Origin of the sequence: Acinetobacter sp. Ver3 (genome assembly GCF_000632455.1) — a bacterium.
Lineage (GTDB): Bacteria > Pseudomonadota > Gammaproteobacteria > Pseudomonadales > Moraxellaceae > Acinetobacter.
Genome location: NZ_JFYL01000035.1, coordinates 1 through 25,984, shown reverse-complemented (window position 1 = coordinate 25,984; position 25,984 = coordinate 1). Strand labels below are relative to the sequence as shown.

Sequence of the window (25,984 nt, the reverse complement as noted above, 5' to 3'; positions counted from 1 at the left end):
TTAAAAAGCACGGATTTTTCATCCGTGCTTTTTTTTAAATTAATCGACAACTAAAACCTAATTTAGTATCAATTTGATTATCTTTGAATCCCAAATACTCAATAAACCTGTTTCGATCATCCACAATTTTCTGTTCATCTATAGACATACGATGGCGATTTTTTTGCGCTAAAGAATATGTTTCATCTACAGAAGCTTGATATATATGACATAATTCAAGCTGTTTGTTACTTTTTAACACCAAATTTTTTCCTGTCCGCTCGAAATCATTTCGTTTTAACGCTGCACTCCAATTTTTCAAATTTTTGAACATTTTTGCTTTCATCTGAGCTAATGCTTGATCGATTTCCTGTTGAGTCAATGGATTAATATTATTTAAATCCGCTTGTTCTTTATTTTCATTTTGTGCCATCACTTTAGAGGTCGTCATTCCTGCACAGATGATTACTATAATTCCATAGCTGTATTTTTTAATGTTTTTAATCATACATCCCCGTATCTAATTTATTTCGATAAATTTATGTTCGTATTAGACAACTGATATTTTAAAAAAGCCATTTTAATAATGTAATAGATTGAAATATTAAGGGATTAAGGCATTTTTTTTGCATTATCAATTCACTGATTTAATTATATATTTTTGGTATTGAATTTATGAAAAAAATGTTTCCATTAGGCTGTGCTGGACTAGGCATACAAGCCTCATCATTTGAAAATCCAGTATCTCTTGAAGAACCATCAATAATGGAAAAATTCGATCTACTTGCAGAATCGAGCGTGTGGGATTTTATCGATCACATTCCGACTCATCGTGAAATGATTGATGATTACATTAAAGGGAGTCAAAAATACAATATTCCAGTTTATTCAGGTTACGGATGCTATATTTGGGGAGAACATGAAAAAATATTCAAAGAAAATATCGAGCTTACATGTGCCGTAGGCGCCAAATACCACAACATTATGCTTGCAGCAAAAGACAGTAAATTCAACTATCTTAATGATCAACAAGTTGCTGATGCCTATTTATATTTTTATGAGTATGCTCAAAGTAAGGGTATAACCATTACCTTTGAAAATCACGTAGATAATTGGTCTGAAGATTATCGCCGGGTAGAGAAAGTTGCAGCTTTAGTCAATCATCAAGGTATTCCATTTAAAATGGCGATGGACTATAGCCACTGTATTTTCAAAATCGAAAATCCAATCGAATCTTATATCTCTTTTCAACATGACCAAGAAGCCATTAGAAAGCTTGATCCTTTCAACTGCGATAGTTTTGCAGATGATTGGTTAAATCAAAATTTGGTACATTGGGGGCAAATACGTCCTGCGGTTCCAAACGGGCCATTAAATACATGGTCCCAAGAATACAGCCCATGGGAAGGTCACGGTCTTAATCGCCCTGGAAGAGGCATTCAATACCCATTTAGGCAGCCACCAAAAAATGCGTGTCCCCATGATGAATGGCATGCATATAAATTAAGCTGCACCCAAGAGGTCATTCGCAAGATGATTGACCATTATTTGGATCATGAGGATACAAATATTGAAATCATGACCGTGGATAATATTAATTTATGGTCCTATGGTTTGGGTTGGAAATATAATATGTTTGCAGATAGCTGCGACATAGCGCGCTATATTAGACAAATATATGCGGAAAGAGCATCAATTCATTATGCTAAAAAAGGGCTAAGTTCTGAGGACTTTATCAATCAATATCGCTCATAAATCATTAGAATAATTAAAAAAAAGCATTATATAGATAATGCTTTTTTTGTATCGCGAGATTTAAGCTACTGCATTCTCTTCCGCTTTTTTATATGAACGATTATACATTTCTTCTAAATGCTCCCCTACTGTACATGGTGCATATAAAGGTAATTCACCTTCTTTCAATGTTCCTGGAACTGGCTCAATCACAGCGTGATAGTCTGGTTCATAAAAAAATGGAATTGAGTAACGATAAGCACCATTTGAAAAACTATTTTTTACTCGATGTGGATTGGAGTGATATAGACCATTGGTCCATTTTGGAATCATATCACCTAGATTAACTACAAATGTTCCTTCAATTGGTGGTGCTGCAACCCACTCTCCGTCAGGCATGCACACTTCTAATCCGCCTATTTGATCTTGTGCCAAAATGGTGACTGACCCCCAATCTGTATGCGCGCCAACGCCATATGTTTCATCATCATCTCTAGGTGTAGGTGGATAACGCAACATACGTAATGTTCCCATAGGATCTTTACTAGAAGCATCAAAATAGTTCGATGGCAGATTTAACGTTAATGCCAAAAGTTGCATCAGAAAATTTGCCAGTTTATACATTTCATCGATGTACTCCTGACAAATCAATTCACATTGAGGTAATTCTTCAGGCCACTGATTTGGACCATAGTTTTGATATTTAGCGATTGCAAAAGGATGATCTTGAGGATAATTACGACCACAATAAAACCCTTCTTTATAATCTGGCTTGCCGTAAGGGTCTAATTGCTGACCATTTAGTTTATCAAATCCACGGAATCCAAAAAAATTACGTACATCATATTTTTGCTTAACGTCTTCTGGAAGCGCCAATAATTCTTTTGCTAATGCAAACTGTCGCGTCATCATTTCTAAAGGAACTGTATGATTCTTCACATAGAAAAAACCTGAATGCATCGCAGCTTTTCTCAGTTCAGCAACTGCACGTTTAGTCGCCTCACTTTCTGGTTTGTTTATATCTACGCCTGCTAAATCAATTACTGGTATTCCCATTTTTATCCCCTTGTATCAGGTATACATCTTTTACGTTTTCATTATCTTGCTGAAACTTTCGACAATTTAGGATTGACTAAAATTTGTCTTAAAAGCTAAGTCTCAAACTTAAGTTTTTTCTGGTACAACGTCTGCTACTATTTGATTCTGCTTTTGCTTAGCTCGATTAAAAATCAGATTTAGAATAATTCCAGCAAATGTCGCCGTTGTAATGCCGCCGAGATCAAGTCCACCAACCATAATCGAATAGTTCCCTGCGCCCATAATCACAGTCACTGATGCCACAATAATGTTGCCGTTTTGAGTAAAATCGACTTTATTTTCGATCCAGATTTTCGCACCAGCGATTACAATTAAGCCGAAAACAATCATTGAAGTCCCTGTCAAAATTGCGACAGGTAATGTGCTAATGAGTGCTCCAAATTTTGGTGATAATCCCAGAATAATGGCGACAATACCCGCAATTACAAAAATCACTGTAGAGTAAATACGCGTTGCCGCCATGACCCCAATATTCTCTGCATATGTAGTTAATCCAGTTCCTCCTACAGCACCAGACATAGAGGTACATACCCCATCTGCCAAAAATGCTCTACCCATATAAGGCGTAATATTTTTGCCTGTCATTTCACTTACAACTTTGAAATGCGCAAGATTTTCAGCAATAAGAATAAATGCGATAGGTAGAATCAGCAGAATTGCATTCATTTGAAATTCAGGTTGATATAAAGTTGGTAAACCAAACCATGCCGCATTTGAAACCGAGCTAAAATCGATTGGTTTACCCATTCCCATCATGTTAGCTAAAACAAAATATACAAGATACGAAACTATCAAACCCACCAATAGCAATAATCGTCTCAACATTCCACTTGTAAATACTGCGACACCACCAATACACATTGCGGTCAACAAAGCCATCCATGTATCAAACTCATTACCTGATACGGCTTTAATCGCCCCAGGTGCTAAATTTAATCCAACAATCATAATGATTGCACCAGCAACAACTGGTGGTAAAAGATTCTCCATCCATTGAGAACCCGTTTTCATTACAAGCAAACCCATCAAGGCATAGAAAATGCCACAAACCACTATTGCACCTAAGGCAATCCCAATATTTGGATTTAACCCTGAACCGGTATAGCCTGTTACAGCAATCACAGCACCAATAAAAGCAAAACTCCCCCCAAGATAGCTTGGCACTCTCCCACCTGTGATAAGGAAAAATAATATCGTGCCAATACCAGATAACAGGATCGTTAGACTAGGATCAAACCCCATGAGCAGCGGTGCCAACACTGTTGCACCAAACATGGCAAATGTATGTTGAAGTCCAAGTACAATACTTTGTCCTGCAGGCAAGTACTCGTTCATGGCAACGGGAGTTTTTTCAATATCCCCTTGAAAAGGAGTAAATTTGGAAAACCAATTCTCTTTCATCACATACCACCCCATTGGTAATGTGAGCCAATGTCGAACATCTTTAGACATTGGCTGTACAATGATAAATTCATTTCGTTTAAGTACAAATCACAGTTCGTCTATCAAATTTATCGGAACCATATATTCACTTTAACTAAGCAACAAATATACCAATTGGTCGAATTTCTAATATCTCGTTTGGATGACAGCTAGTTTAAGATCAACAAAAATCAAACCTAACACTATGTTTTATATAAATATTAAATTCATTAACAAATAAAAAATTTGACCATTTTGTATATTTTTTAAACTTTTACTCAAAAAAATTGGATTCCCGAAATATAAAATCAAATCGTATTTAAAATCATTATTTTAATTTTATTCTTAATGAATATTTCATTATATTAGCCAAGTTTTACTAAACTTTTATGCATTAAAAAAGGTCACCTTTCGATGACCTTACTGACTTAAGTTAAATCTTTAAATCCTTGTTGTCGCCATGCTTCATAAACAATCACTGCCGTAGCATTAGATAAATTTAAGCTTCTAGAATTTGGTGCCATGGGCAAACGAATCCAATGTTGCTTTGGGAACATCATACGGACATGTTCAGGTAGTCCGCGCGTTTCAGGCCCCATGAGTAAAGCAACTGGCCTATTCAGATTCGAGGTATGTGGTGTTTCGGTACCTTTGGTCGTTAAAGGATAAATCGAATCTTGATCCACACCTTGACTCGCTAGATTTTCCAGACATGCTTCAATATTATCCCATATCTGCATGCGAGCCCATTCATGGTAATCTAATCCAGCACGCTTTAACTTCTTATCATCCAGCTCAAAACCTAGCGGTTTGACCAAATGTAATTGTGCTCCTGTATTTGCACATAAACGGATAATGTTTCCTGTATTTGCAGGAATTTCTGGTTCGTATAAAACAACATGAATCACAATAATTTCTCAACTTTATAGCAGACTTTTACAGTTCGTCTTGCCATTTCAACTGTTCTCTTAATTTCACCACCTCACCAATAATGGTCAAAGTTGGCGCCTGAATTTGATTTTCTAACACTTTCGAAGCGATATCTGCCAAAGTCCCCACAACAACTTTTTGTTCTGGTGTCGTACCTTTAGAAATTAAAGCAACAGGCATGTCTGCTCGTTGACCATGTTGAATAAGCTTTTCACAGATTTTTTCTAATCCAACAAGCCCCATGTACAGTACCAATGTTTGGTGTTCATACACGAGTTCATTCCATGGAAGTTCAGGAGAACCTTCCTTCAAATGTCCAGTCAAGAAGCGAACACTTTGTGCGTAATCACGATGAGTTAAAGGGATACCCGCATATGCTGAACACCCTGATGCTGCGGTAATTCCGGGAACGACCTGAAATGAAATTCCTGCCTCATAGAGTTCTTGAATTTCCTCACCACCTCGCCCAAAAATAAAAGGATCTCCTCCTTTTAAACGGCAGACACGTTTGCCTTCATTCGCATATTTCACGAGTAAAGCATTAATACCTTCTTGTGGAACAGCATGATTTGACCTTGCTTTACCCACATAGATTTTTTCAGCATCCCGGCGGCATAACTCCATAATAGCACCAGAAACTAAACGGTCATAAATCACAACATCTGCTTGTTGCATCAACCTTAAAGCTTTGAGTGTGAGAAGCTCGGGATCACCTGGACCTGCCCCAACTAAATAAACTTCACCTTTGGGTTTGTTCCATTCTATTAAAGACTGATGAATAATTTTTTCTGCTTCAGCCAGATTATTATTAAATACACGCTCTTTGAAAGGTCCAGCATACAGCTCTTCCCAAAAGATACGGCGTTCATCAGGATTTTTAATTTTTTGTTTTACACGTTGTCGCCATTCACCAGAGATTTTAGCTAATGTTCCGATTCCATGGGGGATTACAGTCTCAAGTTGAGTTCTAATCTGTCTGGACAATACTGGGGATGTCCCATTACTCGCAATTGAAATAACAAGTGGAGAGCGATCAACAATTGCAGGGACCATAAATCGGCAATGTGGTGGATCATCAACACTATTCACCAATACATTTAAGTTTTCACATTCTTCAAAAACTTGTTGATTCACTAAAGGCTGATCTGTGGCAGCAATCACTAAACGGTAATCGTTTAATTTTAAATCGTGATCTTCAAAATGAGCTTGAATATATTGACCAGAGCTTTTCTCGACAATTTCTAAAAGTTGCGCCTCAATCTCAGGTGAAATAACCGAAATTTTTGCTCCTGATTTTTGCAGTAACAGTGCTTTGCGATATGCAATATGCCCTCCACCGACAATCAAACAAGGTTGCTGCTGCAATTTTAATGAAATTGGAAAAATATCCACTGAATCGATCCTCATATGCCTACTATATTTTAGCACCTTCTCCACGACTCAAGCTGCTTAAAAGTAAGCAAGTGGTAGCTTTTTTAACAGATGCATATCGATGAAGGGACCTAAAACGGATAAAACTTGAACTCTATTTGGATAGTCAAAAATCCTGCTGATGCCGATGATAAGTTCAACAGTAAAGGAGATTATCGAGATGGCTGGTTCATATATTGATGTACATTCATCAGCAGGTTCGTTTAAAGCATATCTTTCAGTACCTGAAGCAGGTAAAGGTCCTGGTCTTGTGTTATGTCAGGAAATTTTCGGTGTTAATGAAGTTATGCGTCAAAAGGCAGACTTTTTGGCTGAAGAAGGTTATACCGTTATTGTTCCTGATTTATTTTGGCGTATTCAACCTAATGTAGAACTCGGTTATACCGAAGAAGACTTTCAAAAAGCATATGACTTATATACTCAATTTAATCAAGATCTGGGTATTGAGGATATCAAATCTACAATTGAAACACTCAAATCCCTTGAAACAGTTGATCAAGATGCAGGTACTGGATTGGTCGGATACTGCCTAGGCGGTAAATTGGCATATCTCGCAGCTTGCCGCATTCCAGATTTAAAGTGTTCTGTTTCTTACTACGGTGTAGGAATCGAGCAAAACCTAGAAGAAGCAGTCAACATTCAATCCAAACTGGTTCTTCATTTTGCTGAACAAGATCAGTTCTGTGATTCTAACACTCGTGATCAAATCCTACTTGCTCTGCAAAACAACTCAAAAGTCGAAACATATATTTATCCAGATGTTGATCATGCTTTTGCTCGCCCACAGAGTATGCATTATCACAAGCCTAGTGCACTCATGGCACATGAAAGAACCATTACAGCTTTACGCAAAGCAATAGGACCAAATTACGACCTTGCTGCGCTATGGGAAGAGCATGTTCGATTTGAATTTGACACTCGAAATGTTCCAGACACGATGGCAACAATGGTGGCAGAGCCTTATGTCAATCACATTCCAACATTGACAGGTGGCGTCGGCTACAAGCAATTAGCTCGCTTCTATCAATACCATTTTGTTCATAACAATCCAAAAGATATGAAACTAACGCCTATTTCACGAACTGTAGGCGCAACTCAAGTCGTTGATGAATTCATTATGAGTTTTACTCATGATGAGGAAATTGATTGGTTAATTCCTGGAATTAAACCGACGGGAAAATATGTAGAGATTCCAATGCTCGGCATTATCAAGTTCCGTGGACCGAAACTATGTCATGAGCATATCTATTGGGATCAGGCAAGTTTACTGGTGCAAATTGGCGTATTAGATCCAACTGGACTACCTGTTGCAGGTGTTGAAACTGCCAAGAAACTTTTAGATGAAACTTTACCCTCAAATGAACTGATGCCAACTTGGCCATCCAGTGAAAATAAACCGATTGGCGAATAAAGGAACTCATTCTGACAATCAGAATTAAGATGAAGGATTATGATCATGTTAAATGAAATGACACCTGTAATACAGTTGGAGCAACGCTCGTTACGCCAACTCTTAGGTCAGTATGCAACTGGGATTACAGTAGTAACTGCATTAGATTCAAATCATAAAAAAATTGGAATGACAGCGAACTCATTTACTTCTGTATCGCTTGATCCACCTTTAATTTTATGGAACATCGCAAAATCTGCGACACATTTCGAAGATTTCAAACAGGCAGAATATTTTGCCATCAATATCTTGAGTGAAGATCAGTATCAAGAGTCTAAGCATTTCTCAAAATCTTCTGATGACAAATTCGAAGGCTTAGATGACGTTGATGAGTATATGGGCATCCCCATTCTAAATAAATCCTTAACCACTTTTGTTTGTCGTCAGTATGAGCTTCATGAAGCTGGGGATCACTACATTATTGTGGGACAAATTGAAGCCTCCCGTAATCAGCTTGGAAATCCATTGGTGTTCCATAACGGGCAATATAAACAAGCAAATCTTCATCAAGCATTTGCTGGTGTATAGCGAATTCACGAAATTTAAGGACTTTTTAAAATGAATCAACATCACTTTTTCAATGATAATCGCTTTCTACTCGGCTCATTTGCTTCTAACTGCTCAGGTGGAATGACCATTTCAACTCTTGAAGATCGATGGAGTGCGAGCTGGGAAAAGAATCTCGAACTTGGAAAAATGCTAGATGAAGCTGGTATCGACTTCATGTTACCGATTGCTCGCTTTACAGGCTATGGCGGTGAAACAGACTTTCAGGGAACAATTTTAGAGACCATGACTTGGGCGGCCGCATTATTGGCTTTAACCAAAGACATTACAGTTTTTGCGACAATTCAGACTGTCCCCAATCATCCAGTTGTAGTTGCCAAGCAGATTGCAACGCTATCTGAGATTAGTCAAGGTCGTATTGGACTCAACATTGTTGCAGGCTGGAATAAACCTGAATATGAAGCACTCGGTCTACATTTACCTGATGATCACGAAACTCGTTATGGTTATGCACAAGACTGGTATGACTTGATTAAAAAAGTATGGACCAGTGAAGAAAAATTTGATTTTGAAAGTAAGTTTTTCAAAACCAAAGGAACTTATGGAAAACCAAAACCACTTGTACATCCGCCTATCTTCAATGCTGCTGGTTCAAAAAATGGACGTGAATTTGCCGTTAATAATGCGGACTTTCTTTTTACACCAGCTTCAGACTTGGGCAGAAGCAAGATTGAAATTGATGAGCTTAAACAATCAGGTCGCGACGTAAACAGAGAAGTCAATGTAATGACCTTCTCCCATGTCATTTGCAGACCTACACAAGAGGAAGCCAAAGCAGAATGGGATCGTCAATTAAACAATGCTGATACTGTCGCCGTTGACAATCTGATGAGCTTAATGTTTGCACATGCTCAAAGTTTCCCAAAAGAGGTTCAACAATCCATTCGTGATGCAATGAGTGTAGGCCATGGTGGCTTTCCATTAGTCGGTACACCTGAACAAGTCGCGCAAGGTATTTTAGATTTACATGAAGCTGGTTTTAGAGGAACGACTCTTTCATTCCTCGATTATAGCCGCGAATTTCCGTATTTCCGTGATCATGTTTTACCAATTTTGGAAAAGCATAATATTCGTTAATCCACCACTTAAGCCGACAGTTTCACTGTCGGCTTATTTATTTTAAGAGGGAATTTAGCTGTGAATTATATTTTAAAGGGGTTATTCACTGGATCAATCTGCTTTGCATTAGGCACTGCAGTTCAAGCGGCAAATTGGAGTGATACTTCACTGGCTGTCAGTTATGGTCAAGATTTCTCAGAACCATTTAAAGACGGTGATTTTGACAAGTATATTTTTAGTCTTGTACACCTAAGCGGCTATAAATATGGCACCAATTTTTTTCAACTCAATATGCATCAATCCTCAGCTGAACCAAATGCAAACAAAGCTTCTGGTCGAGGAGCTCAAGAGGCATATGCAATTTATCGTCATACCTTAGATATCCCAAGTATCACGCAACACAAACCGAATGATTCTAGTTGGTTCAAGACATATGGTTTTACAGTAGGTTTTGACTGGAATACAAAGAATGATGATTATGGTTCAAATCGACAAATGTATGTTGCTGGTCCAAGTGTTACATTAAATACACCAGGCTATCTTAATCTCAGTTTGCTAGGCTATTACGAGAGCAATGATGCTAATGTACTGAGTAAAAAATATACCTATGATCCTTACTTAGCACTTCAAGTGCTTTGGGATTTTCCTATTATGCAATCGAATTGGAATTATCAAGGCATAGGTGTTTGGATGAGTACCAAAGGGAAAGATCCTTTTGGTGAGCCTACCGCCAGTGAAATCTTTGTAGACATGTCTTTAATGTATTCTTTACTTAAAGATAAATCTGCCAATCAACCAAAATTGAAAGCTGGGATTGCTTATCAATACTGGAAAAATAAATATGGTAATGATGCATCTGGTGTTGCTGGTTCAGGAGCGACCGCGAGTAGCCCTATGTTACGTGTCGCTTACCACTTTTAAATAACATATCAAATTAATCTAATTTAGTACCAAAAGAGTATTTTTATATTCTACTATTTTAGATTAATTTATTTATTTGAGATAAAACAAAAAAAGCAAAATCATGGATTGATTTTTGCATAAGTAATGATAAGCAAGCTAAGGATAGAGGTATTTATGTATAGCCAGCAACACAGGTCTATTTCTACGATTCAATCACATACGCAGAATATTCATGATGCCAACCATTGTCTTGATTTAATCATTGGCCCACATGATTTAGTCGATTTTAATCAATATGAACCATTGGATTTTAGTTTTAATGGATCGCAAATCGGTCGTATGATTATTGGGGATTTAACATATGGTAAAGATGTAATTTTCAAAACGCATACGCATGAAAATATGAACCACTTTTGTATAACGCGCCCTAAAAATGGGCGACCACTATTTAAAAAAGATGGTCAAACTTTTTACGCCTGTTATGATCAAGCATCCATTGTTTCACCTGAAGATAAATTTGAACTAATTATTGACAAAGACTGTGTGCAAACATTCATTTCTTTTTCAAAGACTTTTGTTGAAAAAATACTTTCAGATTTAATTTCTCAGCCAGTTACCGAACCTTTGGTATTTCAAAATGTGATGGATCAAAACAACCCGAAAATTAAAGCATGGTGGGATTTAATTGACAGTATTAAAAATTTCACAAACAATTTTACCAATACTTCATTTTTTCAAGAAATGCGCTCAGATTTTGAATATATTATCGTGAAGTCATTATTATTATCTCAACCCAATAACTATAGTGATTTAATTTATAAAAATACTTTAGATTATCCTGACTTCTTTACTCGCTTATTAGAATTCATACAAAAAAAATATACATCAAAAAATTGAAATTTCAGATTTAGAATATGCATCTGGATTAAGCAAAAAAAAGCTGAATACAATTTTCAAAAAATATTTAAAATGCAGTCCAAATGCTTATATACGCCATTACCGACTTAAATGTATTTATAATGAAATTTCACAGTCTACGCATAAAATTAATATTACTGAAATTGCTTATAAATGGGGTGTTACACATTTAGGTCGTTTTTCACTTGAGTATAAAGATGCATTTGGGGAAAAACCGAGTGAGACCTTAAAAAAAATTATTGAAAGGCAAACAGGCAGTGCTCAACTCATTCATTAAAACACTAAAAAAAAAGCTAACTCAATTGAGTTAGCTTTTTTGTGTTTTATCGATTAATCGATAAAATTTTGTCCACCCATATAAGGACGTAAGACTTCAGGAATCTCAATCGAACCATCTTCACGTTGATAGTTTTCCATCACCGCAAGCAAAGTACGACCAACTGCTAAACCTGAACCATTCAAAGTATGAACAAACTCTGTTTTCTTTTGATCAGCACGGTAACGAGCTTTCATACGACGAGCCTGGAAATCCCCCATGTTTGAACACGATGAAATTTCACGATAGGTATTTTGGCTTGGTACCCAAACTTCTAAGTCATAAGTCTTCGTTGCACCAAAGCCCATATCACCACCGCATAGGATGATTTTACGATATGGCAATCCAAGCGCCTGTAAAATACCCTCAGCATGCCCTGTCAACTCTTCCAATGCTTGCATAGAGTCTTCAGGTTTAACAATTTGAACCATTTCTACTTTGTCAAATTGGTGCTGACGAATCAAACCGCGTGTATCACGACCATAAGAACCAGCTTCACTACGGAAACAAGGTGTATGAGCAGCATATTTTAACGGTAGACGCTCAGGATCAATAATCTCATCACGCACAAAGTTAGTCACAGGTACTTCAGCAGTTGGGATCAAGTAATATTCTTTGTCACCTTGAAGCTTGAACAAATCTTCTTCAAATTTAGGCAACTGACCAGTTCCACGTAATGAATCAGCATTTACTAAATACGGTACATAAGCTTCTGTATAGCCATTTTTCAATGTATGTGTATCTAACATGAACTGCGTTAGTGCACGTTGTAAACGTGCAAGCGGACCCTTGAGCACACTGAAACGAGTACCTGTTAACTTAGTCGCTGTTTCGAACTCGAGTCCACCCATCCACTCACCAAGATCAGTGTGATCTTTAATTTCAAAGTTGAATTCACGAGGCGTACCCCATTTTAAAATTTCAACGTTGTCATTCTCATCTTTGCCCTCTGGCACCGACTCATGAGGTAGGTTTGGAATAGAAAGTGATTTTGCTTCAATTTCAGCTTGTAGTTCTGTTAACGCAAGCTCAGCGGCTTTAATTTCATCTCCGATCGCGCTCATACGAGCCATGATTTCAGAGGCATCACCACCTGCTTTTTTGATTTGACCAACTTGTTTAGCACCCGAATTACGTTCTGCTTGTAAAGCTTCAGTCTTAGACTGAATTTCTTTACGACGAGCCTCTAAAGATGCCCATTCTTCTACGTTGAGTTGCACGCCACGTTTAGCTAAGGCTAAATTTACAGCCTCTATATTATTTCTAAGTAATTTCGGGTCGATCATGGTTAATCTTTTCAGGGAAAAAAACTGCCTATAGTGTAAGCGCTTCGTTGAAAAAAATACAGTCGAAGCGCTGACAGCTGAAGCTTATTGAATCAAATTAAAATAGAGTCAACTACTCAGCAGTGAGTTTGGGTAGGTTTGGAAGATATTCTGACTGTATCAAACCATTCACACTCACATAAGGTAAAGTGAGTTCAGACATTCCTTCAGCATAGGACGCGAGTTCATACAGCGGATAAACAAAGACGATACCATCAACTCCGTAATAGAAATTGTCACTTAATTCGAGTTTATCTTGTTCAATATTGTGATCTGTAAGCCACATACTATTAGCACTATAAAGTGTTTCTAATAGCTTTTTATTTTGACCTTTCACAATTAAATCTTGTAGTGCTATTCTTTTTTTAGTTTTTAAATCGAAATGAACATATTCTTTGTGGTACATCCCATGTGCTGCACCAGCAGGATATACATAGCTCAGATATTCAAAACTCGCTATATTCTGATGTTGACTTAAATAACGTACCACAGTCTGACTCTGACTCAACTTCAGCGGATCCACAGTAGTTGTCTCTGTGTTCTTAGTAGCCGATTGGAATGGTATAGGGTCTGCTTTTTCAATTCGATTTTTAAAATACGTATTAATCCACGGATGATTAGTTTCAACCGTTTGGAATGAATATTCTGTACACTCTGCCTCATCGCATACTTGCTTCTGTTTAGGCTTTAATTCGACGTTCTTCGATTCGATATACCAAGATTCTGATTGTTTTGCTTGCGCAGCAGTCTCATTGCTTTTTTTAGTTTCTGCATCAGATTTAGGCTGACAAGCGCCTAACATGATCATTGATGCACAAATAACACTCAATTTTCCAAACCGATTCATGTGTTTTAGCATATAGCCTCCAATAAAAATGAGTGTTTAACACAGAGACTATAAATTCTAGCAGACATCAATTCAGTTGAAATTTGTAGTTAAAAAAAGCAGCGATAAACGCTGCTTTTATATTATTGGTCAATAATGTCTGTGCCTTTAGGCGGTGTAAAGTTAAATGTTGAATCCGGAATACCTGCATTCACTTTCACATTACTAAATTTAACGTGTGTAGTTTGTCCTAATGAATCTTCTAAAATCATTAAGCTTGGCGCTTTATTTGCACCGAAACTAATGGTCAGACTCTGAAAGGCACCATCTTTCTGCTTAGGATATAACGTGTAATAAGTTTTAGCTTTATTTGGCTGTGTTACACGATATGACTGCATAATTTGGTTGGTATTACCAGACAATAATAATGCTGGTGTATTGGCAACTTGCTCATCCATATTTTGACGAATTGCCTGCTGTAGATCTGGGTCATAGATCCAAATCATCTTTCCAGAAGTCACAATTGTTTGTTTTGCTGGTGCTGTAGTTTCCCAATAGAACTTACCTGGACGAGCAACTTTCATCACCCCAGTAAAAGTCTGATTCATATGTTGAGCACTCAAACCTTGTTTTTGTGGTGCTTTACTAGATTTAGTTGCTTTCGTTGTTTGTTCAAAATTTGCCGTTAAACTTTTTATTCCGTTTAATTGACGAACCAAGTTTGCGGTCGCTTGTTGCTCCGAAGCAGCCACTGGCGCTGCGAAAACTTGAGTGCTTGCGACTGGTGCCATCATTGCAGCACTCATTGTAATTGCACCAATCGTTTTACGAAGCATTGTCATGATCCCACCTTTTGTTATTGATCATCATTTGATATGGAGTCATCTTAAACCAAATTTGATCGCTAATAATTGAGAAAATAAGAACTTTTGTATTGTTATTTAGCTAAATTGTTGAAAATGCTTCATCATGATGAAGATTCACTTCAGTTCAAAAACTTTCTTTCAGATATAAAAAAACCCACTCAAGAGTGGGTTTTTTGGTTATGCCTGATAAAACTTATACAGTTTCAACAGATACATAACGACGGCCAAATTGACCTTTAACTTCGAATTTGATCACGCCATCAGCGGTAGCAAATAAAGTATGGTCACGCCCCATACCAACGTTAGCACCAGCGTGGAACTCTGTACCACGTTGACGAACGATAATGTTACCAGCAGTCACAGCTTGACCACCGAACATTTTAACACCTAACATTTTAGGATTTGAGTCACGACCGTTACGTGTCGAACCACCGGCTTTTTTAGTTGCCATGTCTATTTACTCCTCGTAATTAGCCTGAAATAGCTGTAATTTTCAACTCAGTGAACCATTGACGGTGACCTTGTTGTTTACGATAGTGTTTACGACGACGCATTTTGATGATGCGGATTTTGTCGTGACGACCATGGCTAACTACTTCAGCAGTTACTTTAGCACCAGCAACAACTGGAGCACCAATTTGAATGCTATCACCGTTCACTAACATTAATACGTCATCAAACGTAATAGTAGAACCAGTTTCAGCTTTCAATAATTCAACTTTAAGGGTTTCACCCTCAACAACACGGTGTTGTTTACCACCGCTTTGGATTACTGCGTACATAATGTACTCCAACAGGCCCGTGTCGTCGTGCCGATAAAGGAATATATCGATCTTAAAACGAACGCCACTGGGGGTTATTCAAGGGCAAAGATTTTAAGTGATAATGAAATAAACAACAAGGTCTTTTGTCTAAAAGTTAACTTTCATCCCGAAATATCTATTTCTTACATGAAAATAACAATTTGCTGATTGATTAAACTATATTTATTCACAAAATGAACTACTTCTAATATCAAATAACGTATCAAGTTTTATTGGTATTATGAAGATTAAATCACAAACATGAATAGAAACTGAACAACTTTAAGAAAATCATGCATATTCATGTGGCAAAGCGACCAAAACTTTCACTTAAATTGTTACACTAGCTGAGTAACATCTACTGTTTGTATAAGGACTTCATTGTTATGGCCATCGATTTTAAGCAAGACATTCTCGCACCTGTTGCTACAGACTTTGCTGCGATGGACCAACTTATTAATGAAGGAATCAGCTCTAAAGTTGCTTTGGTGATGTCAGTCAGCAAACATGTGGTTGAGGCAGGTGGTAAACGCATGCGTCCTATTATGTGTTTATTGGCTGCTCGCGCTTGCGGTGAAACCAACCTAGAGCATGCCCAAAAGTTAGCTGCAATTATTGAAATGCTGCATACCGCTACACTTGTACATGATGATGTCGTAGATGAGTCTGGGTTACGCCGTGGTCGTCCTACAGCGAATGCAACATGGAATAACCAAACCGCTGTCCTCGTTGGAGACTTCCTCATTTCTAGAGCGTTCGATTTGCTCGTAGATTTGAACAATATGGTGTTATTAAAAGACTTCTCAACAGGAACATGTGAAATTGCTGAAGGAGAAGTACTTCAACTGCAATCTCAACATCAGCCTGAAACCACTGAAGCGACGTATTTAGACATTATTCACGGCAAAACATCTCGTTTGTTTGAATTGGCGACTGAAGGCGCTGCGATTCTTGCCAATCAACATCAATATCGTGAAGCACTCAGAAAATACGCAGGTCATTTCGGGAATGCATTTCAAATCATAGATGACATACTCGATTACACCTCTGACGCAGAAACACTTGGTAAAAATATTGGCGATGACTTAATGGAAGGTAAGCCAACACTGCCACTGATTGCTGCTCTACAAAAAACTTCTGGTGCAGAGCACGATATTATCCGTCGTAGCATCACTACAGGTGGGACTGAACATTTGGATCAAGTGATTCAGATTGTTCAAAACTCTGGTGCACTAGATTACTGTCGCGAACGTGCTGTTGAAGAAACTACAGCAGCTCGTGAGGCATTGTTACAACTGCCTGAAAGTATTTATCGTCAAGCGCTTGATAATTTGGCGCAATTAGCATTAGATCGAATCCAATAAACTTCAACTAAAAAAATTTGCGTATGCATATAAACTTTAATGATCTTTTTAAACAAATGCAGGAGCAACTTGACCATCATCAAGCTGCTCCAGACGAAAACATACTCATTGAACTCGTTAATCGCATCCGTCCATCAGACAGTTATAACCTAGAAGAAATTAATCAAAAATTTCAGGCGTTGATACAAGCGTTATTAATTACGCCGACTGCTGCCACCACTTTTCAAGCCTATATCGTTCATCTGATCAATCGCTATAAACAAACCACTATTTATGCGGACAGTGGGATTCTTTCTCTAGATGGTTTTTGGAATCAGTTGGGTCAACGAATGGGAGCGCATGTTCTTCCCCTTTTGACCGATGAAACTGATCTAAAAGATTTAGTCTTCCGTGTCTTTCATTTACGTAGCGATAAATATTGGCTAGAAAATATTGAAGATCAGCAATGGATTCAGTTTTTTCAGATTGTCAATCAAAGTAATGGCAGCTTAGATGCAAAATTTGGCATCAAACGCGACATGATTAAAGCCATTACAGTTTTATCTTACCGTATCAGCGGTATTGGACTTTATCCTGAGTTTATTAATGCACAACCAGAACTGACTGAATATGAGTCACCTTTTTTGGTGCAGAATCGTGAAATCATTGAATTTATTGAGCTATACAAAAAACATTATAGTGAAGCTGATGATCTTACTGAAATGGTCGTACCCGACGCCAACCAGGCTTTGGTGATGATCGAGCAGTGTCGCGATGTTGTCTTAAAGATTCGTCGTGCTACGAAAAGAATTGGGGTGAGTTTAAGTCTCACTTATTTATTGTCTTTGCTTGAGCAATGTTTAGATCGTATTGAACTATTACTGAACTTATTGACTGAAACTGGAAAAGTTCAATACTTAGCACTCGCTGAGTTATGTCAAGATTTAGTTGCGGCTCACTATGAGGAGCGAAGTGTTCGAGAGCTTTTAAAAACAAACAGTGAATTAATCGCATTACAAGTCACTGAAAATGCTAGTAAAACAGGCGAACATTATGTAAGTACCAATAAAGCTGGTTTCTTCAGTATGTACAAATCAGCCGCAGGTGCAGGCGTCATTATCGCTATCATGGCGACCTTGAAGATTCTCACTGCGCGCATCGCCATGGCACCTATCATGCAAGCCTTCGCGTATAGCATGAACTATGCATTAGGTTTCATGTTAATCCATGTACTGCATTTTACCGTTGCAACCAAACAACCTGCTATGACTGCAGCTGCCCTAGCCGCGACAGTTCAACAAAAGAAAGGGTCTCGAACTGCACAAATCGCAGAACTTGCTGCGCTGATTATCAATATTATCCGTACGCAGTTTGTCGCTATTCTCGGCAATATTTCCATTGCAATCCCGGTTGCAGCATTGATCACCATGATGTGGCCGTTGATTTTGGGTGAACAATTACTCAATCACAGTAAAGCAACATATTTACTTCATAGTTTAAATCCTTTTACATCCCTCGCAGTACCACATGCAGCTATTGCAGGTGTATGTCTATTTTTATCTGGTTTGATCGCAGGTTACTTCGACAACATGGCAGTGTATCGTAAAGTCGGACCTCGCTTAAAAGCACATCATCGCTTAAAAAACTGGCTAGGTGCTGACAGACTAGAAAAGTTTGCAAACTATATTGAACGTAATTTAGGCGCACTAGCCGGGAATTTCCTGTTCGGAATCATGCTAGGCAGCATGGGGACAATTGGCTTTATTCTTGGTCTGCCTTTAGATATTCGTCATATTGCCTTTGCTTCAGCAAACTTTATGCAGGCCCTATTGAGTATCAATGGCACGCCTGAAATAGGGCTCATTATTGTTTCATTCCTTGGTGTATTATTAATTGGTTTGACCAACTTATTTGTCAGCTTTAGTCTCACTATTATCGTGGCATTACGCGCACGACGTGTTCGTTTTGAACAATGGAAACCTCTGGCAAAATTAGTATTTACTCACTTTGTTACACGACCAATGGACTTTTTCTGGCCCCCAAAACAACCTTTAGAGGTCGAAGATCCAATTTCACCAAAGAAATCTTCTCATTAGATATTTGTGTTATTTTTTGTGCTAAAAATAAGATGCACATTGTAATGAAATTACTATAAATTATGCTTTTACACTGACTTGAAAAAAAGTGTACTGGCGAGTACACTTTGACGCATTCATGCAATAAATGTATGCCACTATAATATAACTTAGGTTATTTTATATGCCTTACTTACTGATTTTAATAGGTTGTTTAGGAATAACGATAAGTAGTATAGGAATCTATATTCCAACGATACAACAGCTCGATCTCACTGCTGTTTCATGGATGAGTCAACACCGCAATCCCCTCATAGATGGAATTGCGGTTTTATTGTCTCATGTTGGCGGTTTACCGATCATGCTGATGTGCGTGGCGATTTGGACCTTACAGCAATGGCGATTAAAACAATATGCTAACTGTCTATTTATCTCACTTGGTCTCGTTGGTGGTGCCTGTCTTGGCTGGTTACTCAAATATGCTTTCGACCGACCTCGTCCAAATGCAATTTATCAAATCGTTGAAACTTATGGAGCCGCATTTCCAAGCGCACATAGTCTCTATGCAGCAGTGATTGCTGGTTTGATGATCATGATCTTTCGAAACCATCATCAAAGTAGAATCATTTTCGTCGCTGCCTGTATATGGTTTGTTGGCATGGGTTTTTCACGGGTTTATCTCGGTGCTCATTACCCGACAGATGTTGTTGCAGGTTGGAGTATTGCGTTGATATGGCTGACTATACTGTGGTTAGTCCTATCACAACGGATAGCAAAGCAAACAATTATTTTTAGAGAAAAATCTAACGAGGTGGAATAATGATGTCGGCAAAGCTTTGGGCCCCTGCCCTCACTGCTTGTGCTCTTGCAACAAGTATTGCACTTGTGGGTTGTAGCAAAGATCCAAAAGATGCAGAGCAAGCCGCTGCACAACAGCAAATGCCGCCAACTGAAGTTGGTGTCATCGTTGCTCAACCACAAAGTGTTGAACAAACTGTCGAGCTTTCGGGTCGAACTTCAGCCTATCAAATTTCTGAAGTACGTCCGCAAGCAAGCGGTGTGATTTTAAAGCGTCTGTTTGCTGAAGGTAGTTTTGTGCGTGAAGGACAACCTCTGTACGAAATTGACGCAAATACCAACCGTGCGAACCTAGACAGTGCAAAAGCAGCCTTAGTTCGTCAAAAAGCCAATCTCAATGCGCTTCAAGTTAAAGCTGACCGTTATCGCCAACTTGTCGGTATCAATGCTGTGTCTAAGCAAGAATTTGATGATCTACAAGCACAAGTAAAATTGGCACAAGCAGATGTTGCAGCTTCAGAAGCAGCGGTGAAAAATGCGCAGATTAACTTAGGTTATTCTACTGTTCGCTCACCAATTTCAGGGCAATCAGGTCGCTCTAGTGTGACTGCAGGTGCATTGGTAACGGCTAATCAACCTGAAGCATTGGTAACAATCCAACAGCTTGATCCAATCTATGTCGATATCAACCAATCAAGTGCTGAGCTTCTTCGTTTACGTCAACAGTTAAGTCAAGGCAGCATCGACCGCAGCAACAATACTAAAGTTCGTTTAAAACTTGAAGATGGCAGCATCTACCCTATTGAAGGTAATCTTGCATTCTCTGATGCAAGTGTAAATCCAGAAACAGGGACAGTTACCCTACGTGCTGTGTTCTCAAATCCGAACCAATTATTATTGCCAGGAATGTTCACTAATGCTCAAATTGTGCAAGGTGTAATTCCTAATGCGATTTTAGTGCCTCAAGCGGCTGTGACCCGTACACCAACAGGTCAAGCGACTGCGATGATCGTGAATGCGAAAGGTGCAGTTGAAGTACGTCCAATTGAGACTGCAGGTGTGCAAGGTAAAGATTGGATTGTGACCAAAGGTCTAAATACGGGTGATAAGGTCATTGTAGATGGTGTGGCGAAAGTTAAACCCGAACAACAAGTTGTAGCTAAACCTTACCAACCTCAAGCTGCAGCACCTCAAGCCGGCAAAGATGGTCAACAAGCAAAGCCAGCAGCTCAATCTGAACAAAAAGCTACTTCAAATGCATAAGGAGTAGACTGAATGGCTCACTTTTTTATCCATCGCCCAATCTTCGCTTGGGTGATTGCATTGGTCATCATGTTGGCGGGTATTTTATCCCTCACCAAGATGCCAATTGCGCAATACCCAACGATTGCACCCCCAACGGTATCGATTTCTGCAACATATCCGGGTGCATCTGCTGAAACTGTTGAAAACACAGTAACGCAAATTATTGAACAACAAATGAATGGCTTGGATGGGTTGCGTTACATCTCATCTAACAGTGCAGGTAATGGACAAGCTTCCATTACACTAAACTTTGAACAAGGTATCGATCCTGATATTGCTCAGGTACAAGTTCAAAATAAACTTCAATCAGCGACTGCACTTTTGCCTGAAGACGTACAACGTCAAGGTTTAAAAGTTACCAAGTCTGGCGCAAGCTTCTTACAAGTTATTGCTTTCTATTCTGAGTCAGATGCATTAGATGCAAATGACATTAAAGACTATGTAAATTCAAATATCTCTGAACCACTTAGCCGTGTGACTGGTGTTGGTGAAGTGCAAGTATTTGGTGGTTCATATGCTATGCGAATTTGGATGGACCCATCCAAAATGGCCAACTTGCAAGTTACACCAAGTGATATTGCAAATGCATTAAGAACTCAGAATGCGCAAGTGGCGGTAGGTCAGTTAGGTGGTGCACCTTCTGTACAAGGTCAAGTTTTAAATGCGACTGTAACTGCTCAAAGTCTTTTACAAACACCTGAACAATTTTCAAATATTTTCCTTAAGAACTCACCAAATGGTGCACAAGTTCGTTTAGGTGATGTCGCTAAAATTGAATTAGGTGCAGATAATTATGCATTTGACTCTAAATTTAATGGTCAACCTGCAGGTGGTGTAGCGATTCGTTTGGCAACAGGTGCAAATGCATTAGATACAGCCCAAGCGATTGAAGATCGTTTAAAAGAATTACGTCCAAACTACCCAACAGGTATGGTGGACAAACTTGCTTTTGATACAACACCATTTATTGAGCTCTCAATTAAAAGTGTTGTGAAAACCTTAATTGAAGCGATTATCCTCGTATTCTTGGTCATGTTCTTGTTCTTACAAAACTGGCGTGCAACCATTATTCCAACAATGGCTGTTCCAGTGGTTGTATTGGGTACATTTGCCGTGATCAACATGTTCGGATTCTCGATCAACACATTAACCATGTTCGCAATGGTTCTCGCCATTGGTCTTTTGGTGGATGATGCGATTGTCGTCGTAGAAAACGTTGAACGTGTGATGGCAGAAGAGCATCTTGAGCCTGTGGAAGCGACTGAAAAGTCGATGGGACAGATCTCTGGTGCATTGATTGGTATTACCTCTGTCTTAACTGCAGTATTCGTACCTATGGCATTCATGGGGGGTACGACAGGTGTAATTTATCGTCAGTTCTCTATCACGCTCGTTACAGCAATGATTCTCTCATTGATTGTTGCATTAACCTTTACCCCTGCATTGTGTGCGACCATGTTGAAAAAACATGATGCCAACAAACCTCAAAGCAATAACATTTTTGCCCGTTTCTTCCGTTGGTTTAACAATGGTTTTGACAAAATTTCGGTGAAATATCAAAACGGCGTAAACCGTTTAACACATGCCAAGCTATTTGCAGGATTGGTCTATGGTGTTGTGATTGCTGTGATGGGCTGGTTATTTGTCAACCTTCCTTCTTCATTCTTACCAGATGAAGACCAAGGTGTGGTGATGACACTCGTTCAGCTACCACCAAATGCAACGCTTGAACGCACTGGCAAAACAATTGATCAAATGACAGGCTTCTTCCTCAACAACGAGAAAGAACATGTTGAATCTGTATTTAGTGTTGCTGGTTTCTCGTTCACGGGTATTGGTCAAAATGCGGGTCTTGCCTTCATTAAGTTGAAAGACTGGAAAGACCGTACCTCTCCTGAATCTCAGGTCGGTGCAATTATCCAACGTGGTATGGCACTGAATATGATTGTGAAAGATGCCAGCTATATCATGCCTCTTCAACTTCCAGCAATGCCGGAGTTGGGCGTGAGTGCAGGCTTTAACCTACAGTTAAAAGCAGCTGCAGGTCAAAGTCACGAGCAATTATTAGCAGCACGTAATGCTGTACTCGGCTTAGCTTCTCAAGATCAGCGCTTAACAGGTGTTCGTCCTAACGGACAAGAAGATACGCCTCAATATCGTGTCATCGTCGATCATGCTCAAGCAGGTGCTATGGGAGTCAGCATTGCTGAAATCAATAGTACGATGGGTATGGCATGGGGTGGTTCATACATTAATGACTTCATCGATCGTGGTCGTGTGAAAAAAGTGTATGTCCAAGGTGAAGCGAGCTCTCGTATGATGCCTGAAGACTTAGACAAGTGGTATGTCCGCAATAACCAAGGTACGATGGTTCCATTCTCAGCGTTCGCAACAGGCGAATGGACTTATGGTTCACCACGTTTAGAGCGTTATAACGGCGTTTCTTCCATGAACATCACAGGTACTCCAGCTCCAGGTGTGAGTTCGGGTGATGCAATGGCCGCGGTTGAAGAAATCATTGCAAAGCTTCCTTCAATGGGCTTACAAGGCTTCGATTACGAATGGACAGGTTTATCTCTCGAAGAACGTGAGTCTGGCGCACAAGCACCATTCCTTTATGCTCTTTCGTTATTGATTGTCTTCCTCTGCTTGGCAGCCTTATATGAAAGTTGGTCTATCCCATTCTCTGTACTCATGGTTGTGCCATTGGGTATTGTTGGTGCACTTGCCTTAACATTCTTGGGAATGATTATTTTGAAAGATCCAAACCTTTCAAATAACATCTACTTCCAAGTGGCGATTATTGCCGTGATTGGTTTGTCCGCGAAGAATGCGATCTTGATTGTAGAGTTTGCGAAAGAGCTTCAAGATCAAGGTGAAGAACTCTTCGAAGCAACCTTGCATGCCGCGAAAATGCGTTTGCGTCCAATCATTATGACCACATTGGCTTTCGGTTTTGGTGTTCTTCCTCTAGCTCTCGCTTCTGGCGCAGGTGCAGGAAGTCAACATTCCGTGGGTTATGGTGTACTTGGTGGTGTAATCAGCTCAACACTTTTAGGGATCTTCTTTATTCCAGTGTTCTACGTATGGATCCGAAGTATCTTTAAAACAAAACCAAAACAAAATAAACAGGAGCAAATTTCGTGATGCAAAACGTATGGTCTATTACAGGTCGTAGCATTGCGGTATCTGCAATTGCGCTTGCTTTGACAGCATGTCAAAGCATGCGTGGTCCAGAACCGGTCACTCAAGCCAATATTCCAGGAAGTTATCTTGGCAATGCTTCTGGTCCATCTATTGCGGAGCAAGGTTATAAGGATTTTTTTGTAGATCAACGCTTAATCCAAGTTTTGGATTTAGCCTTGGCAAATAACCGTGATCTTCGTAAAGCGACGCTAAATATCGAATTAGCACGTCAACAATTTCAAATCAGCCAAAACAATCAATTGCCTACGATTGGTGCAAGTGGTGGTGTTTTACGACAAGACACGGTCAATTCGCCAAGCCCAGTAACAACCTATAATGTAGGTTTAGGTTTAACGGCTTATGAAATTGATTTTTGGGGTCGTGTTAGAAGCTTGAAAGACAATGCCCTAGACACTTATCTTTCAACTGCAAGCGCACGTGATGCCACTCAAATTGCCTTGATTAGCCAAACAGCTCAAGCTTGGTTGGCTTACTCATATGCGCAAGCGAATCTTAAGCTCGCTGAACAGACGCTGAAAGCTCAACTTGAATCTTACAATCTCAACAAAAAACGTTTTGATGTGGGAATCGACAGTGAAGTTCCGCTTCGTCAGGCTCAAGTTTCTGTTGAGACGGCACGTGGCGATGTTGCTGAATACAAGACTCAAATTGCACAAGCGGTTAATGCGTTAAACCTCCTTGTAGGTCAACCACTACCTGACAATTTATTGCCTAAAGAGAGAATCACACGTGTGACATCAACCACTGCTTTTGCGGCTGGTTTGCCAAGTGATCTACTCAACAACCGTCCAGATGTTAAAGCGGCTGAATATCAGCTAAGTGCGGCTGGTGCGAATATCGGTGCTGCAAAAGCGCGTTTATTCCCAACCATTAGCCTCACAGGATCAGCAGGTTATGCATCAACAGACTTAAGTGATTTATTCAAGTCTGGTGCTTTTGTTTGGTCAGTTGGTCCTAGTCTAGATATTCCAATCTTTGACTGGGGAACACGTCGTGCCAATATTAAAGTCTCTGAAACACAGCAACAGATTGCATTGTCTGATTATGAAAAATCAATTCAATCTGCGTTCCGTGAAGTGAATGATGCTTTGGCAGTGCGTCAAAATATCGGTGAACGTTTAACTGCACAACGCCGTTTAGTTGATGCGACCAATACAACCTACAAACTCTCAAATGCCCGCTTCCGCGCTGGTATTGACAGTTTCTTAACTGTATTAGATGCGCAACGTACATCATATAGTGCTGAGCAAGGTTTATTGCTGCTTGAACAAGCGAACCTTAACAACCAAATCGAGCTCTATAAATCACTCGGTGGTGGCTTAAAAACCAATACTACGGATCAAGTGATTTATCAGCCTTCAAGCTCAGATTTAAAATACGACAAGAAGTAATTTTTTGTTTAAACAAAGCTCACCTCGGTGGGCTTTTTTATTGTCCCAAATACTGATATTTTGTCATTAATTATCCTTTTTATAACGACTTCAATCACATGCTGTTAAGTAATTTAGAATCTGTACCTGGTCATCAAATTCAACAACAATTTGACGTGGTATATGGCAGTACCGTCAGAAGTAAACACGTCGGGCGTGATTTACTCGCAGGACTTAAGAATATCGTCGGTGGAGAACT

General features: G+C 39.1%; 24 protein-coding genes. 14 read left to right on the top strand and 10 right to left on the bottom strand.

Annotated features, from left to right (window positions below):
• Positions 1–34: 34 nt before the first annotated feature.
• Positions 35–487, bottom strand: a complete 453-nt coding sequence (locus CL42_RS10195; protein WP_051586585.1) for a hypothetical protein — start codon at positions 485–487, stop codon at positions 35–37.
• Positions 488–654: 167 nt separating this feature from the next.
• On the opposite strand from CL42_RS10195, the gene CL42_RS10190 reads away from it, so the two are divergent.
• Complete coding sequence (locus CL42_RS10190) at positions 655–1,734, top strand: TIM barrel protein (protein WP_035267883.1); 1,080 nt, start codon at positions 655–657, stop codon at positions 1,732–1,734.
• Between the two features lie 60 nt (positions 1,735–1,794).
• Here the strand turns inward: CL42_RS10190 and CL42_RS10185 are convergent, their stop codons facing one another.
• From CL42_RS10185 to cysG, 4 genes are all read right to left on the bottom strand, one after another.
• Positions 1,795–2,769, bottom strand: coding sequence for an isopenicillin N synthase family dioxygenase (locus CL42_RS10185; protein WP_035267882.1), 975 nt, complete (start codon positions 2,767–2,769; stop codon positions 1,795–1,797).
• 108 nt (positions 2,770–2,877) lie between these two features.
• Positions 2,878–4,212: a solute carrier family 23 protein gene (locus CL42_RS10180; protein ID WP_035267892.1), complete on the bottom strand. Its 1,335-nt coding sequence runs from the start codon at positions 4,210–4,212 to the stop codon at positions 2,878–2,880.
• A 449-nt stretch (positions 4,213–4,661) separates the two neighbouring features.
• Positions 4,662–5,141 carry a tRNA (cytidine(34)-2'-O)-methyltransferase gene (locus CL42_RS10175; RefSeq protein WP_035267879.1) on the bottom strand — a complete coding sequence of 160 codons (480 nt, stop codon included), beginning with the start codon at positions 5,139–5,141 and terminating at the stop codon, positions 4,662–4,664.
• Between the two features lie 28 nt (positions 5,142–5,169).
• The gene (cysG, locus tag CL42_RS10170) at positions 5,170–6,555 is read right to left on the bottom strand and encodes a siroheme synthase CysG (protein ID WP_035267877.1); all 1,386 of its coding nucleotides are present in this window, start codon (positions 6,553–6,555) and stop codon (positions 5,170–5,172) included.
• A gap of 199 nt (positions 6,556–6,754) precedes the next feature.
• Between cysG and CL42_RS10165 the strand changes: the two genes are divergently transcribed.
• The 6 genes from CL42_RS10165 to CL42_RS17530 all read left to right on the top strand — a co-directional run bounded on the left by CL42_RS10165 (position 6,755) and on the right by CL42_RS17530 (position 11,768).
• Positions 6,755–8,005, top strand: a complete 1,251-nt coding sequence (locus tag CL42_RS10165) for a dienelactone hydrolase family protein (RefSeq protein WP_035267873.1) — start codon at positions 6,755–6,757, stop codon at positions 8,003–8,005.
• 45 nt (positions 8,006–8,050) lie between these two features.
• Positions 8,051–8,572 (top strand): flavin reductase family protein, encoded by a 522-nt coding sequence (locus CL42_RS10160; RefSeq protein ID WP_081403273.1) that lies wholly within the window; start codon positions 8,051–8,053, stop codon positions 8,570–8,572.
• A 30-nt stretch (positions 8,573–8,602) separates the two neighbouring features.
• Positions 8,603–9,688: an LLM class flavin-dependent oxidoreductase gene (locus CL42_RS10155; protein WP_035267868.1), complete on the top strand. Its 1,086-nt coding sequence runs from the start codon at positions 8,603–8,605 to the stop codon at positions 9,686–9,688.
• Positions 9,689–9,748: 60 nt separating this feature from the next.
• Positions 9,749–10,591, top strand: coding sequence for a hypothetical protein (locus CL42_RS10150; protein ID WP_035267867.1), 843 nt, complete (start codon positions 9,749–9,751; stop codon positions 10,589–10,591).
• Positions 10,592–10,747: 156 nt separating this feature from the next.
• Positions 10,748–11,470, top strand: coding sequence for an AraC family transcriptional regulator (locus CL42_RS10145; RefSeq protein WP_228133256.1), 723 nt, complete (start codon positions 10,748–10,750; stop codon positions 11,468–11,470).
• Positions 11,454–11,768 (top strand): helix-turn-helix domain-containing protein, encoded by a 315-nt coding sequence (locus CL42_RS17530; protein WP_322840180.1) that lies wholly within the window; start codon positions 11,454–11,456, stop codon positions 11,766–11,768. Before CL42_RS10145 ends, CL42_RS17530 begins: the two co-directional genes overlap by 17 nt.
• A gap of 53 nt (positions 11,769–11,821) precedes the next feature.
• On the opposite strand, the gene serS is transcribed toward CL42_RS17530, so the two are convergent.
• The 5 genes from serS to rplU form a co-directional block, all read right to left on the bottom strand.
• On the bottom strand, positions 11,822–13,093 hold the full coding sequence (gene serS / locus CL42_RS10140) for a serine--tRNA ligase (protein ID WP_035267865.1): 1,272 nt from the start codon (positions 13,091–13,093) through the stop codon (positions 11,822–11,824).
• 112 nt (positions 13,094–13,205) lie between these two features.
• Positions 13,206–13,991, bottom strand: a complete 786-nt coding sequence (locus CL42_RS10135) for an RsiV family protein (RefSeq protein ID WP_155756976.1) — start codon at positions 13,989–13,991, stop codon at positions 13,206–13,208.
• A 110-nt stretch (positions 13,992–14,101) separates the two neighbouring features.
• On the bottom strand, positions 14,102–14,800 hold the full coding sequence (gene lolA / locus CL42_RS10130; RefSeq protein ID WP_035267863.1) for an outer membrane lipoprotein chaperone LolA: 699 nt from the start codon (positions 14,798–14,800) through the stop codon (positions 14,102–14,104).
• Positions 14,801–15,017: 217 nt separating this feature from the next.
• A complete protein-coding gene (gene rpmA, locus CL42_RS10125; protein WP_035267862.1) occupies positions 15,018–15,275 on the bottom strand; it encodes a 50S ribosomal protein L27 in 258 nt (85 codons plus the stop codon).
• 19 nt (positions 15,276–15,294) lie between these two features.
• Positions 15,295–15,606: a 50S ribosomal protein L21 gene (gene rplU, locus CL42_RS10120; RefSeq protein ID WP_035267860.1), complete on the bottom strand. Its 312-nt coding sequence runs from the start codon at positions 15,604–15,606 to the stop codon at positions 15,295–15,297.
• Positions 15,607–16,013: 407 nt separating this feature from the next.
• Here rplU and sdsA point away from each other — a divergent pair, with 407 nt between their 5' ends.
• The 7 genes from sdsA to CL42_RS16680 form a co-directional block, all read left to right on the top strand.
• Complete coding sequence (gene sdsA / locus CL42_RS10115) at positions 16,014–16,991, top strand: All-trans-nonaprenyl-diphosphate synthase (protein WP_035267858.1); 978 nt, start codon at positions 16,014–16,016, stop codon at positions 16,989–16,991.
• 23 nt (positions 16,992–17,014) lie between these two features.
• Entirely contained in the window at positions 17,015–19,066 is a 2,052-nt protein-coding gene (locus tag CL42_RS10110) for a site-specific recombinase (protein WP_035267856.1), read from the top strand.
• 163 nt (positions 19,067–19,229) lie between these two features.
• Positions 19,230–19,865 carry a phosphatase PAP2 family protein gene (locus CL42_RS10105; protein ID WP_035267854.1) on the top strand — a complete coding sequence of 212 codons (636 nt, stop codon included), beginning with the start codon at positions 19,230–19,232 and terminating at the stop codon, positions 19,863–19,865.
• Positions 19,865–21,106 (top strand): efflux RND transporter periplasmic adaptor subunit, encoded by a 1,242-nt coding sequence (locus CL42_RS10100; protein WP_035267853.1) that lies wholly within the window; start codon positions 19,865–19,867, stop codon positions 21,104–21,106. The genes CL42_RS10105 and CL42_RS10100 overlap by 1 nt, the downstream gene beginning before the upstream one ends.
• A gap of 12 nt (positions 21,107–21,118) precedes the next feature.
• Complete coding sequence (locus tag CL42_RS10095; protein ID WP_035267851.1) at positions 21,119–24,295, top strand: efflux RND transporter permease subunit; 3,177 nt, start codon at positions 21,119–21,121, stop codon at positions 24,293–24,295.
• A complete protein-coding gene (adeK, locus tag CL42_RS10090; protein ID WP_035267849.1) occupies positions 24,295–25,746 on the top strand; it encodes a multidrug efflux RND transporter AdeIJK outer membrane channel subunit AdeK in 1,452 nt (483 codons plus the stop codon). Before CL42_RS10095 ends, adeK begins: the two co-directional genes overlap by 1 nt.
• Before the next feature lie 98 nt (positions 25,747–25,844).
• On the top strand, positions 25,845–25,984 hold a 140-nt coding region (locus CL42_RS16680), incomplete at its 3' end, for a heavy metal-binding domain-containing protein (RefSeq protein WP_155756975.1).

What these genes read in the sequence shown, in the direction of transcription:
- CL42_RS10095 (WP_035267851.1), top strand. Translation starts at nt 21,119, where the DNA reads ATGGCTCACTTTTTTATCCATCGCCCAATCTTCGCTTGGGTGATTGCA.
- serS (WP_035267865.1), bottom strand. Translation starts at nt 13,093, where the DNA reads ATGATCGACCCGAAATTACTTAGAAATAATATAGAGGCTGTAAATTTA.
- CL42_RS10135 (WP_155756976.1), bottom strand. Translation starts at nt 13,991, where the DNA reads ATGCTAAAACACATGAATCGGTTTGGAAAATTGAGTGTTATTTGTGCA.
- CL42_RS10180 (WP_035267892.1), bottom strand. Translation starts at nt 4,212, where the DNA reads ATGAAAGAGAATTGGTTTTCCAAATTTACTCCTTTTCAAGGGGATATT.
- CL42_RS10165 (WP_035267873.1), top strand. Translation starts at nt 6,755, where the DNA reads ATGGCTGGTTCATATATTGATGTACATTCATCAGCAGGTTCGTTTAAA.
- rpmA (WP_035267862.1), bottom strand. Translation starts at nt 15,275, where the DNA reads ATGGCAACTAAAAAAGCCGGTGGTTCGACACGTAACGGTCGTGACTCA.
- CL42_RS10160 (WP_081403273.1), top strand. Translation starts at nt 8,051, where the DNA reads ATGTTAAATGAAATGACACCTGTAATACAGTTGGAGCAACGCTCGTTA.
- adeK (WP_035267849.1), top strand. Translation starts at nt 24,295, where the DNA reads ATGCAAAACGTATGGTCTATTACAGGTCGTAGCATTGCGGTATCTGCA.
- CL42_RS10195 (WP_051586585.1), bottom strand. Translation starts at nt 487, where the DNA reads ATGATTAAAAACATTAAAAAATACAGCTATGGAATTATAGTAATCATC.
- CL42_RS10190 (WP_035267883.1), top strand. Translation starts at nt 655, where the DNA reads ATGAAAAAAATGTTTCCATTAGGCTGTGCTGGACTAGGCATACAAGCC.
- CL42_RS10185 (WP_035267882.1), bottom strand. Translation starts at nt 2,769, where the DNA reads ATGGGAATACCAGTAATTGATTTAGCAGGCGTAGATATAAACAAACCA.
- CL42_RS10145 (WP_228133256.1), top strand. Translation starts at nt 10,748, where the DNA reads ATGTATAGCCAGCAACACAGGTCTATTTCTACGATTCAATCACATACG.
- sdsA (WP_035267858.1), top strand. Translation starts at nt 16,014, where the DNA reads ATGGCCATCGATTTTAAGCAAGACATTCTCGCACCTGTTGCTACAGAC.
- CL42_RS10155 (WP_035267868.1), top strand. Translation starts at nt 8,603, where the DNA reads ATGAATCAACATCACTTTTTCAATGATAATCGCTTTCTACTCGGCTCA.
- rplU (WP_035267860.1), bottom strand. Translation starts at nt 15,606, where the DNA reads ATGTACGCAGTAATCCAAAGCGGTGGTAAACAACACCGTGTTGTTGAG.
- lolA (WP_035267863.1), bottom strand. Translation starts at nt 14,800, where the DNA reads ATGACAATGCTTCGTAAAACGATTGGTGCAATTACAATGAGTGCTGCA.
- CL42_RS10110 (WP_035267856.1), top strand. Translation starts at nt 17,015, where the DNA reads ATGCATATAAACTTTAATGATCTTTTTAAACAAATGCAGGAGCAACTT.
- CL42_RS10100 (WP_035267853.1), top strand. Translation starts at nt 19,865, where the DNA reads ATGATGTCGGCAAAGCTTTGGGCCCCTGCCCTCACTGCTTGTGCTCTT.
- CL42_RS10105 (WP_035267854.1), top strand. Translation starts at nt 19,230, where the DNA reads ATGCCTTACTTACTGATTTTAATAGGTTGTTTAGGAATAACGATAAGT.